This is a genomic window from Enterobacter sp. 342 (genome assembly GCF_036663495.1).
Classification (GTDB): Bacteria; Pseudomonadota; Gammaproteobacteria; order Enterobacterales; family Enterobacteriaceae; genus Enterobacter.
In genome coordinates, this window is record NZ_JAWUEI010000009.1 from 73,797 (window position 1) to 91,876 (window position 18,080).

The following is an 18,080-nucleotide window of genomic DNA, read 5'->3' on the forward strand; positions in this document are numbered from 1 at the left end:
CGAGGTGGATATGTTTATCCTTGAAACGCTGAATTTCGTTGTTGATATATTAAAAGTCCCTTCTGTGCTGGTGGGGTTAATTGCGTTAATCGGTCTGCTTGCACAGAAAAAAGCGTTTTCGGACGTGGTGAAAGGGACAATTAAAACTATCCTGGGCTTTATTGTGCTGGGTGGTGGTGCCACAGTACTGGTAGGGTCATTAAATCCTTTAGGCGGTATGTTTGAGCACGCTTTTACTATCCAGGGGATTATTCCAAACAATGAAGCGATTGTGTCGATTGCGCTGGAAAAATACGGTGCAGCGACCGCACTGATTATGGCCTTTGGGATGGTGGCGAATATTATCGTCGCTCGCTTTACCCGCCTGAAGTATATCTTCCTGACCGGGCATCACACCTTTTACATGGCGTGCATGATTGGTGTGATCCTGACGGTAGCGGGCTTTGAAGGCGTAGGGCTGGTCTTTACCGGTTCGCTGATCCTTGGTCTGGTAATGGCCTTCTTCCCGGCCATCGCGCAGCGTTATATGAAGCGTATCACCGGTAACGACGATATCGCCTTCGGTCACTTCGGCACGCTGGGCTATGTGCTTTCCGGCTGGATTGGCAGCAAGGTTGGCAAAGGCTCCCGCTCAACCGAAGAGATGAACCTGCCGAAGAACCTGAGCTTCCTGCGCGACAGTTCTATCTCCATCTCGCTGACCATGATGATTATCTATCTGATCATGGCGGTGAGTGCCGGGCGTGAATACGTTGAGGCCACCTTCAGCGGCGGCCAGAATTACCTGGTCTACGCCATCATCATGGCGATTACCTTCGCAGCGGGCGTGTTCATCATCCTGCAGGGTGTGCGCCTGATCCTGGCGGAGATCGTTCCGGCCTTTACCGGCTTCTCGGAAAAACTGGTGCCTAATGCACGCCCGGCGCTGGACTGCCCGGTGGTCTATCCGTATGCACCAAACGCGGTGCTGATTGGCTTCCTGTTCAGCTTCCTGGGTGGGATTGTGGGGTTGATCATTTGCGGCCAGTTTAACTGGGTGCTGATCCTCCCGGGCGTAGTGCCGCACTTCTTCACTGGCGCAACGGCGGGTGTGTTTGGTAACGCCACCGGTGGACGTCGTGGGGCAATGATAGGTGCCTTTGCCAATGGGTTGTTGATCACCTTCCTGCCAGTGTTGTTGCTGCCGGTGCTGGGCGCAATTGGCTTTGCTAACACGACCTTCTCGGACGCTGATTTCGGCGCCGTAGGGATTGTGCTCGGCAACCTGGCGCGCTTCCTGTCGCCGCTTGCCATTACCGGGCTGGTTGTGGCGTTGTTCGCGCTGCTGGTGGCGTACAACGTCTTCGCGAAAAACAAACCTGCAGAGGGTAATGCGCAGGAAAACACCGGAGCCAAATCATGAATCAGAATGAGATAACCGAACTCGCACGCCAGATTCGCCTTGAGACGCTGAAATCCCTGACACAACTGGGGTTTGGGCACTACGGCGGCAGTATGTCAGTGGTTGAGACCCTGGCCGTGCTGTACGGTGCGGTGATGAAAATTGACCCGGCGGATCCGGACTGGCCAGAGCGTGACTATTTTGTCCTGTCGAAAGGTCATGCGGGCCCGGCACTCTACAGTACGCTGGCGATCAAAGGCTATTTCCCGATGGAAGAGCTGAGCACGCTGAACCAGAACGGTACCCGTCTGCCCAGCCATCCGGACCGCCTGAAAACGCGTGGTGTGGATGCCACCACAGGCTCCTTGGGACAGGGTATTTCCATTGCCGGGGGCATGGCGCTGTCGCACAAGCTGGCTGGGCGGCCGAACAGAGTCTTTTGCATCGTGGGGGACGGCGAATTAAACGAGGGGCAGTGCTGGGAGGCGTTCCAGTTTATTGCGCACCATCGTCTGAATAACCTGACGATATTCGTGGACTGGAACAAGCAGCAGCTGGATGGCGAGCTGGACGATATTATCTGCGTGTTCGACCTGGAAGGAAAATTCCGCGCCTTTGGTTATGACGTGGTGACGGTCAAAGGGGGCGATATTCCGGCGCTGCTGGAAGTGACTTCTCTGGTTCCGGCGAAAGATGCGCGCCCGCGGGTGGTGATCCTGGACAGCATTAAAGGGCAGGGGGTGCCGTATCTGGAGCAACTCAGTAACTCGCACCATCTGCGATTGACCGCCGAGAGTAAAGCGGCCCTCAACGAGACGATCCGCCAACTGGAGGAAACTCATGATTAAGGTTGCACCTGCAGGACAGAAAGATGCCATTGAGATGCGTAAAGTCTACGCGGGTTTTGTGGCTAAGCAGATTGAGGCGGGGAGTGAGATTATCGCCCTGGAAGCGGATCTGATGAGCTCGATGGCGATGGATAGCGTGGCGCGTGATTATCCGCAGCATGTGATTAACTGCGGCATCATGGAAGCGAACGTGATTGGGACGGCGGCAGGACTGTCACTTACCGGGCGCAAACCGTTTGTTCACACCTTTACCGCTTTCGCCAGTCGTCGCTGTTTTGACCAGTTGTTTATGTCCCTTGACTACCAGCGCAACAACGTGAAGGTGATAGCCTCTGATGCGGGTGTGACGGCCTGTCATAACGGCGGAACGCATATGTCGTTTGAAGACATGGGTATCGTGCGCGGTCTGGCGCATTCAGTGGTGCTGGAAGTGACGGACGCAGTGATGTTTGAGGACGTGCTGCGCCAGCTTATCGACCTTGAAGGGTTCTACTGGGTGCGCACCATCCGTAAGCAGGCACCGAGCGTGTACGCGCCTGGCTCGACGTTTACCATTGGCAAAGGCAATGTGCTGCGTGAAGGAACTGATATTACCCTGATTGCCAATGGCATCATGGTGGCTGAAGCACTGGAAGCGGCGCGTCAGCTGGAGCAGGAGGGTGTTAGCGCGGCGGTCATCGACATGTTTACCCTGAAGCCGATCGATCGGATGTTGGTGAAAAACTACGCCGAGAAAACCGGGCGTATTGTGACCTGCGAAAACCACAGCATCCACAACGGGTTGGGGTCGGCGGTGGCGGAAGTGCTGGTGGAGACGTGTCCGGTACCGATGCGGCGCGTGGGCGTGAAGGAGCGTTACGGCCAGGTGGGTACTCAGGATTTCCTGCAAAAAGAGTACGGCCTGACGGCACTTGACATTGTGTCGGCGGCAAGAGAGCTGCTGTAAATAAAAAAGGCGACCAAGTGGTCGCCTTTTTCGTGCAGTGAATAAATTACTGCTGCTGCGAAGACTGGATCGCGGTCAGCGCGATGGTATAGACGATATCGTCAACCAGCGCACCACGGGACAGGTCGTTCACAGGTTTGCGCATACCCTGCAGCATTGGCCCGATGGAGATCAGGTCTGCAGAACGCTGTACCGCTTTGTAGGTGGTGTTACCGGTGTTCAGATCAGGGAAGATGAACACGGTCGCGCGACCTGCAACCGGAGAGTTCGGCGCTTTGGATTTCGCAACGTCAGCCATAACCGCAGCATCGTACTGCAGCGGGCCATCGATCATCAGGTCAGGACGTTTTTCCTGCGCCAGACGAGTTGCTTCACGGACTTTCTCTACATCGCTACCTGCACCAGAGGTACCGGTAGAGTAGGAGAGCATTGCCACACGTGGTTCGATACCGAAGGCAATCGCGGAGTCAGCAGACTGGATAGCGATTTCAGCCAGCTGCTCTGCAGTTGGATCCGGGTTAATCGCACAGTCACCGTAAACATAAACCTGTTCAGGCAGCAGCATGAAGAACACGGAAGAAACCAGAGAGCTACCTGGAGCGGTTTTGATCAACTGCAGCGGTGGACGGATGGTGTTCGCAGTAGTGTGAACAGCACCGGAAACCAGGCCATCAACTTCGTCCTGCTCCAGCATCAGCGTACCCAGCACTACGTTGTCTTCCAGCTGTTCACGCGCAACGGCTTCGGTCATACCCTTGCTCTTACGCAGCTCAACCAGACGTGCAACATAGCTTTCGCGAACCACTTCCGGGTCAACGATTTCGATGCCTGTACCCAGTTCAACGCCCTGAGATGCCGCAACGCGGTTGATCTCGTCCGGGTTGCCCAGCAGCACGCAGGTCGCGATGCCGCGCTCTGCACAGATAGCCGCCGCTTTAACGGTACGTGGTTCGTCGCCTTCTGGCAGAACAACACGTTTGCCCGCTTTACGCGCCAGCTCGGTCAGCTGGTAACGGAATGCAGGAGGAGACAGACGACGGCTGCGCTCGGAGGTCGCCGTCAGGGATTCGATCCAGTCTGCGTTAATGTAGCCAGCAACGTATTCCTGAACTTTCTCGATACGCTCGTGGTCATCAACCGGCACTTCCAGGTTGAAGCTCTGCAGGCTCAGGGAGGTCTGCCAGGTGTTGGTGTTCACCATGAATACTGGCAGGCCAGTGGCGAACGCGCGTTCGCACAGCTTGCTCACGCGTGGGTCCATCTCGTAGGCACCGGTCAGCAGGATAGCACCGATTTCCACGCCGTTCATCGCGGCCAGGCACGCTGCAACCAGTACGTCAGGACGATCTGCGGAGGTCACCAGCAGGGAACCTGCGCGGAAGTGTTCCAGCATGTGCGGAATGCTACGCGCACAGAAGGTCACGGACTTCACGCGGCGGGTATTGATGTCGCCTTCGTTAACGATGGTGGCGTTCAGGTGACGCGCCATGTCGATTGCACGGGTGGCAATCAGATCGAAACTCCATGGTACCGCGCCAAGTACTGGCAGCGGGCTGGATTCCTGCAGTTTAGCCGGGTCAACTTTGATGACTTTCGCTTTGGAGGAGTCGTCGAAGATCTCGGACAGATCAGGGCGAGTACGGCCCTGCTCATCAACTGGCGCATTCAGTTTGTTAACGATTACGCCAGTGATGTTGGTGTTTTTCGCGCCGCCGAAGCTGCTGCGAGTCAGTTCGATACGCTCGTTCAGCTGCTCTGGGGTGTCAGTGCCCTGAGACATCACGAAAACGATCTCTGCGTTCAGGGTTTTCGCGATTTCGAAGTTCAGAGACTGGGCAAACTGGTGTTTGCGGGTCGGGACCAGACCTTCAACCAGCACCACTTCCGCGTCTTGCGTGTTAGCGTGGTAGTTGGCGATGATCTCTTCCATCAGCACGTCTTTCTGGTTAGTGGACAGCAGAGATTCAACGTGGCTCATCTTCAGCGGTTCAGCCGCTGGCAGATTGGAGTTTTTACGAACGATGGTGGTGGTCTGGTCTGGCGCATCGCCACCGGCACGAGGCTGGGCGATTGGCTTAAAGACGCTCAGACGAACGCCTTTGCGTTCCATAGCACGGATAACGCCAAGGCTGACACTGGTCAGGCCGACGCTGGTTCCGGTAGGGATCAGCATAATAGTACGGGACACGGTTTATCCTCTTTCGTTACCGCCGACATTGGGCGGGTTACAAAACAGCACCGCCAGCAGAGCTGGCGGTGTGGAATCAGGCGGTCAGACGGCTTGCGTCTTGCGCGATGACCAGCTCTTCGTTAGTTGGGATAACGATAGCTGGGCGGGTGCCTTCTTTGTTGATGAAGCCAGACTTGCCGAAACGGGCAGCCAGGTTACGCTCGTGATCAACGTCGAAGCCCAGAACGCCCAGTTTGCCCAGGGACAGTTCACGCACCATTGCCGCGTTCTCACCGATACCACCGGTGAAGATAACTGCGTCCAGACGGCCTTCCATCAGCGCAGTGTAAGAGCCGATGTACTTCGCCAGACGGTGGCAGTAAACGTCCATTGCACGTTTAGCGTCTTCTTTTTCTGCGTAGTTGTCTTCAACGTAACGGCAGTCGCTGGTGACTTCGGTCAGACCCAGCAGGCCAGACTCTTTGGTCAGCATTTTGTTGATCTGGTCAACGCTCATGCCCAGGGTGTCGTGCAGGTGGAAGATGATTGCCGGGTCGATGTCACCGGAACGGGTACCCATCACCAGACCTTCCAGTGGAGTCAGACCCATGGAGGTATCAACGCATTTACCGTTGCGGATAGCAGAAACAGAACCACCGTTGCCCAGGTGGCAGGTGATGATGTTCAGTTCTTCAACTGGCTTATTCAGTACTTTTGCCGCTTCCTGAGTTACATAGAAGTGGCTGGTGCCGTGTGCGCCGTAACGACGAACACCGTGCTCTTTGTACAGGCTGTATGGCAGGGCATAGAGGTAAGACTCTTCCGGCATAGTCTGATGGAACGCGGTGTCAAACACGGCCACGTTTTTATCTTTCAGATTCGGGAAGGATTTCAGCGCTTCAGCGATACCGATCAGATGCGCCGGGTTGTGCAGCGGTGCAAATGAGGCAGCATCTTTGATGCCCTGAATAACAGTTTCGTCGATCACGACGGAACTGGTGTATTTTTCGCCGCCGTGGACGATACGGTGACCAATCGCAGTCAGCTGAGCAGACAGTTCTGGTTTTTGTGCCAGAATAGTGTTAACGATAAAGTTCAGCGCTTCACTGTGAGCGGCGCCTGCACCTAAAGCCGCTTCTTGTTTGCTGCCGTCCATCTTCCACTTGATACGTGCTTCAGGCAGATGGAAACATTCGGCCAAACCAGAGAGGTATTCGTCACCGTTGAGCGCATCGATGATGGCGAATTTCAGTGAGGAGCTACCGCAGTTCAGAACCAGTACTAACTTACTCGACATGGAAGTACCTATTATTGATACGTGGCTAAAAAAACGTCAGTGAGTCTAACAGCGTAACGCATGATGACTCAGACATTTATGATTAACATCATGCCAAACGAACATTCTGGCATGATGAAAGAAATACCTATGATTTTATGCCATTTTGAACATTTTTCAGACAATGGCATAATATGCGATAATTTGACGAGTTAATGATTCTCGTCTATGGCCCTATCAGGCTGGCACAGGATACCCGATACGGGGTAGGGATGACAAAATATTTTGAACGTTGTCATAGCCTGTTGTGGTTTTGCACGAAAATTTTAATTTTTATATGTGAAGTTGAGGTACAGCCATGTCGACACCAGAGAACCCGACCGTAAATTTCTTTAGTCTGTTTCGTCGGGGACAGCATTACGCAAAGACGTGGCCGATGGAAAAGCGTCTTGCACCCATGTTTATAGAGAATCGCACCATCCGCGCAACGCGCTATGCGATTCGATTTATGCCTCCCGTTGCTATCTTTACCCTGTGCTGGCAAATCGCGTTGGGTGGTCAGCTTGGTCCGGCGGTCGCGACGGCGCTCTTCGCGTTAAGTCTGCCAATGCAGGGGCTCTGGTGGTTAGGTAAACGCTCCATCACACCGCTTCCGCCTTCTATTTTACACTGGTTTTATGAAGTGCGCGGAAAACTGGAAGAGGCAGGCCAGGCGCTCGCCCCGGTCGAAGGTAAGCCGGATTACCAGGCGCTGGCCGACACACTTAAGCGAGCTTTTAAGCAACTTGATAAAACATTCCTCGATGATTTGTGATTGATCATCGAAACGACTATTAAAAGAAGGCACAGTAACAATCAGTTACCGTGTCTTTTTTTTAAAGTGCAATGCGCTACAGGAGTCGAAAGATGGAAATGACCCATGCTCAACGTCTGATTTTGTCTAACCAGTACAAGATGATGACTATGCTTGATCCCGATAACGCTGCGCGCTACAGCCGCCTGCAGACCATCGTCGAACGCGGCTTTGGTTTGCAAATGCGCGAACTGGATCGCGAGTTTGGTGAGCTGAAAGAAGAAACCTGCCGCATCGTGATCGACATTATGGAGATGTATCACGCCCTGCATGTGTCCTGGACGAATCTTAAAGATCAGCAGTCCATTGACGAACGTCGTGTTACCTTCTTAGGCTTTGATGCCGCGACGGAAGCGCGTTATCTGAGCTATGTTCGCTTTATGGTGAATACCGAAGGACGTTATACCCACTTTGATGCGGGCACCCACGGTTTCAACGCGCAGACCCCAATGTGGGATAAATACCAACGCATGTTGAGCGCGTGGCACGCCTGTCCGCGCCAGTACCATTTAAGCAGCAACGAAATTCAACAAATCATTAATGCCTGACGGAGGTGCGTGTGCAGTGTAGAGGTTTTCTGTTTGATCTGGACGGTACGCTGGTGGATTCGCTACCGGTTGTGGAGCGCTCCTGGTGCCATTGGGCTGACAGACATGGCATCGACCATCAGGAGGTGCTGAATTTTATCCATGGCAAACAGGCCATAACCTCGTTAAGGCACTTCCTGGCCGGGCGCTCTGAGGACGACATTCAGGCGGAGTTCAAATACCTGGAACACATTGAAGCCACCGATACGGACGGCATCACTGCATTACCAGGGGCACGCGAACTGCTTGAGCATCTGAACGAGGCACAGATCCCGTGGGCGATTGTCACCTCCGGTTCCGTGCCGGTTGCTCACGCCCGACACAAGGCGGCAGGCCTGCCAACGCCCGAAGTGTTTATTACGGCAGAGCGCGTAAAGCGCGGAAAGCCTGAACCCGACGCCTTTTTACTGGGTGCTGAATTGCTGGGGCTCCCTCCGGCAGAGTGTGTAGTGGTGGAAGATGCAGCGGCAGGCATCCTGGCCGGTTTAAACGCCGGTAGCCACGTTATCGCCGTCAACGTTCCGACGGACTCCCCCCGGCTGACTGAAGCGGACTTTGTGCTCGATTCCTTGACGGCACTGGCTGTTTCAAAAGCACCTGACGGCGTTGTAACCGTCTCGCTGAAAATGTAATCCCATGATATAGCCCCACATTGTTGGGGCTTTTTTATGGTAAAAAAGTCTCATCTCCCACTGACAAGGACATGTTGTGAACGGTGAACTGATTTGGGTCCTTAGCCTGCTTTTAATCGCCATCATTCTTTTCGCCACGGGCAAGGTTCGCATGGATGCGGTCGCCTTGTTTATCATCGTTGCTTTTGTGCTGAGCGGTACGCTCACGCTGCCGGAAGCCTTCTCCGGGTTCAGCGATCCCAACGTCATTCTGATTGCCGCCCTGTTTATTATTGGTGATGGTTTGGTGCGCACCGGCGTAGCGACCATCATGGGTGCATGGCTGGTGAAGGTGGCCGGTAGCAGTGAAACAAAGATGTTGATCTATCTGATGCTGACCGTTGCCGGGCTGGGGGCGTTTATGAGCTCAACGGGCGTGGTCGCGATTTTTATCCCGGTGGTGCTGAGTGTCTCCATGCGGATGCAGACCTCGCCGTCGCGCCTGATGATGCCGCTGAGTTTTGCCGGTTTGATCAGCGGTATGATGACGCTGGTGGCAACGCCGCCGAACCTGGTTGTTAACAGCGAGCTGATCCGGGAAGGATTCCAGGGGTTCAGTTTTTTCAGCGTCACCCCACTTGGGCTGGTCATTCTGCTGTTGGGTGTGGTCTACATGCTGCTGACTCGTTTTGCTCTGAAAGGGGAAAAGCAGGATAAAACCAAAGAGGGCTGGAAGCGACGTACCTTCCGCGATCTGATCAAAGAGTACCGTCTCACCGGGCGTGCCCGCCGTCTGGCCATTCGTCCCGGCTCGCCGATGGTCGGGCAGCGGCTTGACGACCTGAGGCTGCGTGAGCGTTATGGCGCGAATGTGATCGGTGTAGAGCGCTGGCGTCGTTTTCGCCGGGTTATCGTCAACGTCAACGGGGTTTCGGAATTTCGTGCGCGGGATGTCCTGCTGATTGATATGTCCACCGCAGATGTGGATCTGCGCGAATTCTGCAGCGAGCAAATGCTGGAGCCGATGGTGCTGCGCGGGGAGTATTTTTCAGACCAGGCGCTTGATGTCGGCATGGCCGAAGTGTCGCTGATTCCGGAATCGGAATTACTGGGCAAAACCGTGCGCGAAATCGGCTTCCGAACCCGCTATGGTTTAAACGTGGTGGGATTGAAGCGTGATGGTGTCGCGATGGAAGGGGCCGTCGTGGATGAGCCTATCCAGTTGGGGGATATTTTTCTGGTCGTCGGTAACTGGAAGCTCATCAGCCAGCTCGGGCAAAAAGGGCGCGATTTTGTGGTGCTCAACATGCCAGTTGAAGAGAGCGATGCCTCTCCGGCTCACAGTCAGGCTCCCCACGCTATTTTTTGTCTGGTGCTAATGGTCGCGCTGATGCTGACCGATGAAATTCCTAATCCTGTGGCGGCGATTATTGCTTGTTTGCTGATGGGCAAATTCCGCTGTATTGATGCCGAAAGTGCTTATAAAGCGATTCACTGGCCGAGCATTATATTAATTGTCGGCATGATGCCCTTCGCCCTGGCGCTGCAAAAAACCGGCGGGGTGGATCTGATTGTTAAAGGTTTGATGGACGTTGGCGGCGGGTATGGGCCGTACATGATGATGGTCTGCCTGTTTATTATGTGCGCCACCATCGGTCTGTTTATCTCAAACACCGCGACGGCGGTATTGATGGCGCCGATTGCGCTGGCGATGGCGAAATCCATGGGCGTGTCACCGTATCCCTTTGCGATGATGGTGGCGATGGCGGCCTCAGCAGCGTTTATGACGCCAGTCTCTTCACCGGTCAATACCCTTGTACTGGGGCCAGGGAACTACCGATTCAGCGATTTTGTGAAACTGGGCGTGCCGTTCACCGTGCTGGTGATGCTGGTGTGCGTGGTATTGATACCGGTCCTGTTCCCGTTCTGAGAATTTTGCCGGGTGGCGGCTTCGCCTTACCCGGCAAAAATTACAACGGCGAATCCTGACTAATCTCGTCCAGCGATAAATGGAAGCTTGGTACGAACACCTGCATAAAATAATCCATCTCTTCGCTGCGGCGGGATTCCAGCGTTTTCTCCAGACGCGTTTTCGCCAGTAAAAATTCGTTATTCCCCGCAGACAGCTCTTCCAGACACTTCAGATAGGCGCAGAGTGCGTCGGCCTGTTTTACCAGTGACTTTTCATCTTCCGTGTACTGGTGCTCATCGATCAGTGGCTCAAAGATATCGCGTAACTCCTCCGGCACCATATCTATCAGCTTCTGCTGGGCAATTTTCTCGATGGCCTTATATTCCTGCGCAATCTGTGAGTTGAAATATTTCACAGGCGTAGGCAGATCGCCGGTCAGCACTTCAGACGCGTCATGGTACATCGCCAGCAAGGCAATGCGTTCCGCGTTGACCTGGCCGTTAAATTTGCGGTTTTTAATGGCGGCCAGCGCGTGAGCAACCATGGCAACCTGCAAACTGTGCTCCGATACATTCTCAGTGCGCACGTTGCGCATCAGCGGCCAGCGGTTGATGAGTTTCAGGCGGGAGAGATGGGCAAAGAAATGACTCTGACTCATAAGGTACCTTTTGTCTTCACTGCGACAGACTTCATTGTGCGGGGAGGGGAGGGAAGATGCAAATCAGGCTACCGAGGTAGCCTGATTTTTAAGATTACTGATGATAGCCGGAAAGGAATCGCCCGAATCTGCTGATGGCCATTTCGAGATCATCTTCGCGCGGCAGCGTAACGATACGGACATGATCTGGCCACGGCCAGTTAAATGCCGTTCCCTGAACCAGCAGCACTTTTTCCTGTAACAGGAAATCAAGCACCATTTTCTGGTCGTCATGAATATTGAAGCGCTTCGCGTCGATTTTCGGGAACATGTAGAGTGCCCCGTTTGGCTTCACACAGGAGACACCAGGGATGTCGTTGATCAGTTCCCATGCACGGTTACGCTGTTCGTACAGACGACCGCCAGGGACAATAAACTCACTAATGCTCTGATAGCCACCGAGCGCCGTCTGGATCGCGTGTTGCGCTGGTACGTTGGCACATAAACGCATTGAGGCCAGCATCTCCAGCCCTTCAATATAGCCTTTCGCGTGCTTTTTAGGGCCGTTCAATACCATCCAGCCCTGACGGAAACCCGCCACACGGTAGGTTTTAGACAGACCGTTAAAGGTAACGGTCAGCAGGTCCGGGGCCAGCGCGGCGATAGAGTGGTGCTGCGCCGCGTCATACAGGATCTTGTCGTAAATTTCGTCGGCAAAGATGATCAGGTTGTGCTGACGGGCGAGCTCGACGATCTCCATCAGAAGTTCTTTGGAATAAACCGCACCCGTTGGGTTGTTCGGGTTAATAATCACGATGCCACGCGTACGAGGGGTAATTTTCGCGCGAATATCATCGAGATCAGGGAACCAGTCAGAAGACTCGTCGCACAAATAGTGCACCGCTTTCCCACTGGACAGAGATACGGCCGCCGTCCACAACGGATAATCCGGCGCAGGTACCAGCATCTCGTCGCCACTGTTTAGCAGTGCCTGCATCGCCTGCACGATCAGTTCAGAGACACCGTTGCCGATGTAGATATCTTCAACGGTAACATCGCGCATACCGCGTGCCTGGTAGTGCTGCATGATGGCTTTACGCGCGGAGTAAAGTCCTTTTGAGTCGCAATAGCCTTGTGCGGTGGGCAGGTTACGGATCACATCAACCAGAATTTCATCCGGCGCTTCAAAACCAAATGGCGCAGGGTTACCAATGTTGAGTTTCAGAACCTTATTGCCTTCTTCTTCAAGGCGTTTTGCCTCTTTCAGAACCGGACCGCGGATGTCATAACAGACGTTATCTAGCTTGCTGGATTTTTCGATAGGGGACATGAACCTTTAACCTTTTCGCTATTATTGCCACTCCCTGCCGTGGAAGTCAGCACGGAATAATGTACTCCCCCCTCGCTTCGTTTTGAAGGGTGTGCAGTAGAAGATTTTGTGAAGAGAGCAAAAGTCTGGTGAATCTATTTCGCTATTAATGCACAGCTTTACTGTCTTAAAGTTATGCACATAGCACATGCTTAGGTTGATTGTACTGTTAATTTGAAAAAATACTGTATATTGTGCTGGTGAAAATAAGTGGCGAGCAGTACCGTGGGTAAGTTACGCTGCGTGACTTTTCGTAAAACCTGAATGCTTGCTACATTTTACCGTAATAGCATGATGTGGCTAAAAGTTACTCATGTGAAATTAATGTTAAGCATTATTAATGAAAGACCTTAATCTAAATTAAAATTTATTTATTATTAACGAACAAAATGCAACTTTAGTTAATATTAATAAAATCAGTTTAGAAGCTTAACAACCCGTTTTAATCCGCAATATTGCAATAAGACTTATAAATAAAGTGGATTTGGGTTAAGATGTCTTTCAGGAAAGCAGGTGACAGAGGCATATGTTTTGTTTATCTGGAACTGCTTATCTGAATTAATTGATTGTTATTGTTGGAGTTATCTCTGGCTGGAATGTGTCGAACATTTCCCGCTACGTTGACAGCGCTGCGATATAGATGGCAGAAAAGGTGTTGTACCTTTAATGTAATTTACATAAACCTGCGAACATCTAATTATCCTGAACGTTTAAGAGAATAAAAATAACGTCATGAAACGTGCTTTCTGACTGTTGATATAAAGCAGCACAATAACTATCTGTCAGGCAGTCTGCCGGGCCGGGATGCGAGGGAAAACCTTCAGAGGGAATTGCTTAACTGTTACACACAGCTTCAACCCGGGCAGCTCCGCACGAGCAACCTGAAAGTGAATAGATATGATAAATGCAAATCGTCCGATAATGAATCTCGACCTCGATCTGCTGAGAACGTTTGTTGCGGTCGCTGATCTCAACACTTTTGCAGCTGCTGCTGCCGCCGTTTGCCTAACCCAGTCCGCCGTTAGCCAGCAAATGCAGCGGCTGGAGCAACTGGTTGGTAAAGAGCTTTTTGCCCGTCACGGGCGTAATAAACTCTTAACGGAACACGGTATTCAGCTTCTGGGTTATGCCAGGAAAATTCTTCGCTTTAATGATGAAGCATGTATGTCATTAATGTTTAGCAACCTCCAGGGGGTGCTAACGTTAGGTGCATCTGATGAGTCAGCAGATACGATATTGCCGTTCCTGCTCAACCGTATTAGCTCGGTTTATCCGAAGCTTGCGCTGGATGTGAGCGTAAAACGCAATGCCTTTATGGTTGAGATGTTAGATGAGAAAAAGGTCGACCTGGTGGTCACCACGCATCGTCCCGGGCAGTTTGATTGCCTGACGTTGCGTACATCGCCAACGCACTGGTATTGCGCAGCAGAATATGTGCTGCAAAAAGGGGAGCCTGTTCCACTGGTTTTACTGGATGACCCGAGTCCTTTCCGCGATATGGTGCTGACGGCGTTAAATGAAGCCAATATTCCGTGGCGTTTAGCGTATGTGGCTTCCACGTTGCCTGCGGTTCGCGCTGCTGTGAAAGCAGGGCTAGGCGTAACGGCACGCCCGGTAGAGATGATGAGCCCTGACCTGCGTGTGTTGGGCAAGTCTGATGGTCTTCCGATGCTACCCGATACGGAATATCTGCTCTGCCACAACTCGTCCAGCCATAACGAGCTGGCGAAAGTGGTGTTTGAGGCAATGGAAAACTACCATAACCCGTGGCAGTTCGAGCACGTTACCTCCGAAGGGGGGGATGATTCCCTGATCATGGAAGGCGATTTTGAGTGATCAATAGCTCAAAATTCTGGTAACAAAATGTAAGTGTAAAAAAAGGCCACTCATGTGATTTTTGCATGCAGTGGCTTTTTTTTGGCAATAATATCCACTTATGCGACATGGATTCTATAAATATTTTTTGTTTATCAATGTGATAAGTTGTTTTGCTTAAAACTTGTCCGTTTTCTGTTCTCACGTCACCCCTATCCCTCCCATGTTAAAAAAACAGGAAATATGTTGCCGTTTTCTTGGTTGAATTAACAAAAGCGTGTCGCAGATCAAGAAAATACTCCTATTTGGGGGGAGGAATCGCTGGCAAATCCTGTCAAAATAGGAGGGTTATTTTTTTTACTTCCGAAACGGACACGATTCAACAACATACATTTGACGGAAAGTCATGCACCCACCAGGGTTAAAGGGCACCAAATGTTAATGAGAATCGCTCGATGTAATTTAATGTGAAGAAACCTTTGTTAAAGTTGACAATAGGTTATAGAAAGGAGTAAAAAACCCCATCATTTTGCTGTCTCCGTCTCATTTCTGACAGTTAGTGTAAGGTTATTTGTTCCTCCCCATGAATCGATGTGATGCCCATCTGCCAGCAAGAGCAGTGTCGTAGGTATCACTTTTGATGAGTAAGCAATGAGTATGTCAACATCCACAGAAGTCATCGCTCATCACTGGGCATTCGCAATCTTTCTTATTGTAGCCATTGGCCTGTGCTGCCTGATGTTAGTCGGCGGCTGGTTCCTGGGCGGTCGCGCCCGTGCAAGGCACAAAAACACACCTTTCGAATCAGGTATTGATTCCGTAGGTTCCGCTCGCTTACGCCTGTCTGCCAAGTTCTATCTGGTAGCCATGTTCTTCGTCATCTTTGACGTTGAAGCGCTTTACCTTTTCGCATGGTCAACGTCCATCCGCGAAAGTGGTTGGGTGGGCTTTGTCGAGGCCGCAATTTTCATTTTAGTGCTACTGGCCGGTCTGGTTTATCTGGTGCGTATTGGCGCGCTTGACTGGACGCCTGCGCGTTCACGTCGTGAACACATCAACCCGGAAAACAGTATCTCTAATCGTCAGCAGTAACAGCGAGGCAATAAGATGGATTATACGCTCACCCGCATAGATCCTAACGGTGAGAATGACCGTTACCCCCTGCAAAAACAGGAGATCGTAACCGACCCCCTGGAGCAAGAAGTCAATAAAAGCGTGTACATGGGCAAACTCGAGCATGCCATGCACGATATGGTCAACTGGGGTCGTAAGAACTCCATCTGGCCATACAACTTTGGCCTTTCTTGCTGCTACGTTGAAATGGTGACGTCATTCACTGCGGTGCATGACGTTGCGCGTTTTGGGGCAGAGGTACTGCGTGCTTCCCCACGTCAGGCTGACCTGATGGTGGTGGCCGGTACGTGCTTTACCAAGATGGCACCTGTTATTCAGCGTCTTTATGACCAGATGCTGGAGCCAAAATGGGTTATCTCCATGGGCGCATGTGCAAACTCTGGCGGTATGTACGACATCTATTCCGTCGTGCAGGGCGTAGATAAGTTTATTCCAGTGGATGTGTACATCCCAGGTTGCCCGCCACGTCCGGAAGCTTACATGCAGGCGCTGATGCTGCTGCAGGAGTCTATCGGTAAAGAACGTCGCCCACTGTCGTGGGTTGTTGGCGATCAGGGAGTGTATCGCGCGAACATGCAGTCTGAGCGCGAGCGTAAACGTGGTGAACGTATTGCCGTCACCAATCTGCGTACGCCTGACGAAATTTAATTTGCGCCTGTAGGCCTGGAGAACACCTTCGCATATCACTACTCAAATAGCGCGAAGCCAGGCTTAACAGTCACCACGGACCATTTGCAATGGTGAACAATATGACCGACTTAACCGCGCAAGAAGCCGCCTGGCAGACCCGGGATCATCTGGATGACCCAGTCATTGGCGAACTGCGCAACCGTTTTGGGCCGGATGCCTTTACTGTTCAGGCTACCCGCACCGGGGTACCCGTTGTTTGGGTGAAGCGTGAACAATTACTGGAAGTTGTCGATTTCCTCAAGAAATTGCCAAAACCGTATGTCATGCTGTTTGACTTACACGGCATGGATGAACGTCTGCGTACCCACCGCCAGGGCCTCCCTGCTGCGGATTTTTCCGTTTTCTACCACCTGATATCAATAGACCGCAATACGGATATCATGCTCAAGGTGGCATTGTCTGAAAACGACATGCATCTGCCGACGATCACCAAACTTTTCCCGAACGCGAACTGGTATGAGCGTGAAACCTGGGAAATGTTCGGCATGACCTTCGACGGCCACCCGCATCTGACGCGCATCATGATGCCGCAGACCTGGACAGGCCACCCGCTGCGTAAAGACTACCCGGCACGTGCAACAGAATTCGACCCGTTTGAGCTGACCAAAGCCAAGCAGGATCTGGAGATGGAAGCGCTGACCTTCAAGCCGGAAGACTGGGGCATGAAGCGCGGTACCGACAACGAGGACTTCATGTTCCTTAACCTCGGTCCAAACCACCCGTCTGCGCACGGTGCATTCCGTATTATTCTTCAGCTCGACGGCGAAGAGATTGTCGACTGCGTCCCGGATATCGGCTACCACCACCGTGGTGCTGAGAAGATGGGTGAGCGTCAGTCCTGGCACAGCTACATTCCGTATACCGACCGTATCGAATATCTCGGCGGCTGCGTAAACGAAATGCCATACGTGCTGGCCGTTGAGAAACTGGCGGGTATCGTTACGCCGGATCGCGTTAACGTGATCCGCGTTATGCTGTCCGAGCTGTTCCGTATCAACAGCCACCTGCTATACATCTCTACGTTCATTCAGGACGTGGGTGCGATGACCCCGGTCTTCTTCGCCTTTACCGACCGTCAGAAAATCTACGATCTGGTTGAAGCAATTACCGGTTTCCGTATGCACCCGGCCTGGTTCCGTATTGGCGGTGTGGCACACGATCTGCCGCGCGGCTGGGACCGTCTGCTGCGTGAATTCCTCGACTGGATGCCAAAACGACTGGCCTCCTACGAGAAAGCCGCACTGCGTAACACCATCCTGAAAGGCCGTTCCCAGGGCGTTGCTGCCTACGGTGCGAAAGAGGCGCTGGAGTGGGGTACGACAGGTGCAGGTCTGCGTGCGACCGGTATTGATTTCGACGTGCGTAAAGCCCGTCCTTACTCTGGCTACGAGAACTTCGACTTTGAAGTCCCGGTTGGCGGCGGTGTATCCGACTGCTATACCCGCGTGATGCTGAAAGTGGAAGAGCTGCGCCAGAGTCTGCGCATTCTTGAGCAGTGCCTCAACAACATGCCGGAAGGCCCGTTCAAAGCGGATCACCCGCTGACGACGCCGCCACCGAAAGAGCGCACGCTGCAACATATCGAAACCCTGATCACCCACTTCCTGCAGGTTTCCTGGGGCCCGGTCATGCCGGCACAAGAATCCTTCCAGATGATTGAAGCGACCAAGGGTATTAACAGTTACTACCTGACCAGTGACGGCAGCACCATGAGCTACCGTACCCGCGTGCGTACGCCGAGTTTTGCGCATCTGCAGCAGATCCCGTCCGCCATCCGCGGCAGTCTGGTCTCCGACCTGATTGTGTATCTGGGTAGTATCGATTTTGTTATGTCAGATGTGGACCGCTAAT

15 protein-coding genes are annotated in these 18,080 nt (G+C 52.6%); 11 read left to right on the top strand and 4 right to left on the bottom strand.

Features of this window, described 5'->3' with window-relative positions; translation table 11 throughout:
- Nucleotides 1–10: 10 nt before the first annotated feature.
- From V6E55_RS09700 to V6E55_RS09710, 3 genes are read left to right on the top strand one after another with little or no spacing between them, the layout of a single operon-like run.
- Nucleotides 11–1,402, top strand: a complete 1,392-nt coding sequence (locus tag V6E55_RS09700; RefSeq protein ID WP_129995281.1) for a PTS ascorbate transporter subunit IIC — start codon at nucleotides 11–13, stop codon at nucleotides 1,400–1,402.
- Nucleotides 1,399–2,229, top strand: coding sequence for a transketolase (locus V6E55_RS09705; RefSeq protein ID WP_129995282.1), 831 nt, complete (start codon nucleotides 1,399–1,401; stop codon nucleotides 2,227–2,229). Before V6E55_RS09700 ends, V6E55_RS09705 begins: the two co-directional genes overlap by 4 nt.
- Nucleotides 2,222–3,175 (top strand): transketolase family protein, encoded by a 954-nt coding sequence (locus V6E55_RS09710; protein WP_129995283.1) that lies wholly within the window; start codon nucleotides 2,222–2,224, stop codon nucleotides 3,173–3,175. The genes V6E55_RS09705 and V6E55_RS09710 overlap by 8 nt, the downstream gene beginning before the upstream one ends.
- Nucleotides 3,176–3,221: 46 nt before the next feature.
- Here the strand turns inward: V6E55_RS09710 and pta are convergent, their stop codons facing one another.
- The gene (gene pta / locus V6E55_RS09715) at nucleotides 3,222–5,363 is read right to left on the bottom strand and encodes a phosphate acetyltransferase (RefSeq protein WP_114977642.1); all 2,142 of its coding nucleotides are present in this window, start codon (nucleotides 5,361–5,363) and stop codon (nucleotides 3,222–3,224) included.
- Nucleotides 5,364–5,439: 76 nt separating this feature from the next.
- Nucleotides 5,440–6,642: an acetate kinase gene (gene ackA, locus V6E55_RS09720; RefSeq protein WP_114977643.1), complete on the bottom strand. Its 1,203-nt coding sequence runs from the start codon at nucleotides 6,640–6,642 to the stop codon at nucleotides 5,440–5,442.
- Between the two features lie 337 nt (nucleotides 6,643–6,979).
- Between ackA and yfbV the strand changes: the two genes are divergently transcribed.
- From yfbV to V6E55_RS09740, 4 genes are all read left to right on the top strand, one after another.
- On the top strand, nucleotides 6,980–7,435 hold the full coding sequence (gene yfbV / locus V6E55_RS09725) for a terminus macrodomain insulation protein YfbV (RefSeq protein WP_028016238.1): 456 nt from the start codon (nucleotides 6,980–6,982) through the stop codon (nucleotides 7,433–7,435).
- Between the two features lie 92 nt (nucleotides 7,436–7,527).
- Nucleotides 7,528–8,022, top strand: a complete 495-nt coding sequence (locus V6E55_RS09730) for a YfbU family protein (protein WP_008502874.1) — start codon at nucleotides 7,528–7,530, stop codon at nucleotides 8,020–8,022.
- 11 nt (nucleotides 8,023–8,033) lie between these two features.
- Complete coding sequence (locus V6E55_RS09735; protein ID WP_236919681.1) at nucleotides 8,034–8,693, top strand: sugar phosphatase; 660 nt, start codon at nucleotides 8,034–8,036, stop codon at nucleotides 8,691–8,693.
- Nucleotides 8,694–8,769: 76 nt separating this feature from the next.
- Nucleotides 8,770–10,602, top strand: coding sequence for an SLC13 family permease (locus V6E55_RS09740; protein WP_236919682.1), 1,833 nt, complete (start codon nucleotides 8,770–8,772; stop codon nucleotides 10,600–10,602).
- Nucleotides 10,603–10,642: 40 nt separating this feature from the next.
- Here V6E55_RS09740 and yfbR read toward each other — a convergent pair whose 3' ends face one another.
- Both yfbR and alaA read right to left on the bottom strand, forming a co-directional pair.
- Nucleotides 10,643–11,242 carry a 5'-deoxynucleotidase gene (gene yfbR, locus V6E55_RS09745; protein ID WP_028016242.1) on the bottom strand — a complete coding sequence of 200 codons (600 nt, stop codon included), beginning with the start codon at nucleotides 11,240–11,242 and terminating at the stop codon, nucleotides 10,643–10,645.
- Between the two features lie 94 nt (nucleotides 11,243–11,336).
- Nucleotides 11,337–12,551, bottom strand: coding sequence for an alanine transaminase AlaA (gene alaA, locus V6E55_RS09750; RefSeq protein WP_008500204.1), 1,215 nt, complete (start codon nucleotides 12,549–12,551; stop codon nucleotides 11,337–11,339).
- 936 nt (nucleotides 12,552–13,487) lie between these two features.
- On the opposite strand from alaA, the gene lrhA reads away from it, so the two are divergent.
- The 4 genes from lrhA to nuoC all read left to right on the top strand — a co-directional run bounded on the left by lrhA (nucleotide 13,488) and on the right by nuoC (nucleotide 18,079).
- Nucleotides 13,488–14,426: a transcriptional regulator LrhA gene (gene lrhA / locus V6E55_RS09755; protein ID WP_316942714.1), complete on the top strand. Its 939-nt coding sequence runs from the start codon at nucleotides 13,488–13,490 to the stop codon at nucleotides 14,424–14,426.
- 630 nt (nucleotides 14,427–15,056) lie between these two features.
- Complete coding sequence (gene nuoA / locus V6E55_RS09760) at nucleotides 15,057–15,497, top strand: NADH-quinone oxidoreductase subunit NuoA (RefSeq protein WP_014171000.1); 441 nt, start codon at nucleotides 15,057–15,059, stop codon at nucleotides 15,495–15,497.
- A 15-nt stretch (nucleotides 15,498–15,512) separates the two neighbouring features.
- Complete coding sequence (gene nuoB, locus V6E55_RS09765) at nucleotides 15,513–16,187, top strand: NADH-quinone oxidoreductase subunit NuoB (protein WP_003861482.1); 675 nt, start codon at nucleotides 15,513–15,515, stop codon at nucleotides 16,185–16,187.
- 89 nt (nucleotides 16,188–16,276) lie between these two features.
- Entirely contained in the window at nucleotides 16,277–18,079 is a 1,803-nt protein-coding gene (gene nuoC, locus V6E55_RS09770; protein WP_023312537.1) for an NADH-quinone oxidoreductase subunit C/D, read from the top strand.
- Nucleotide 18,080: the final 1 nt, after the last annotated feature.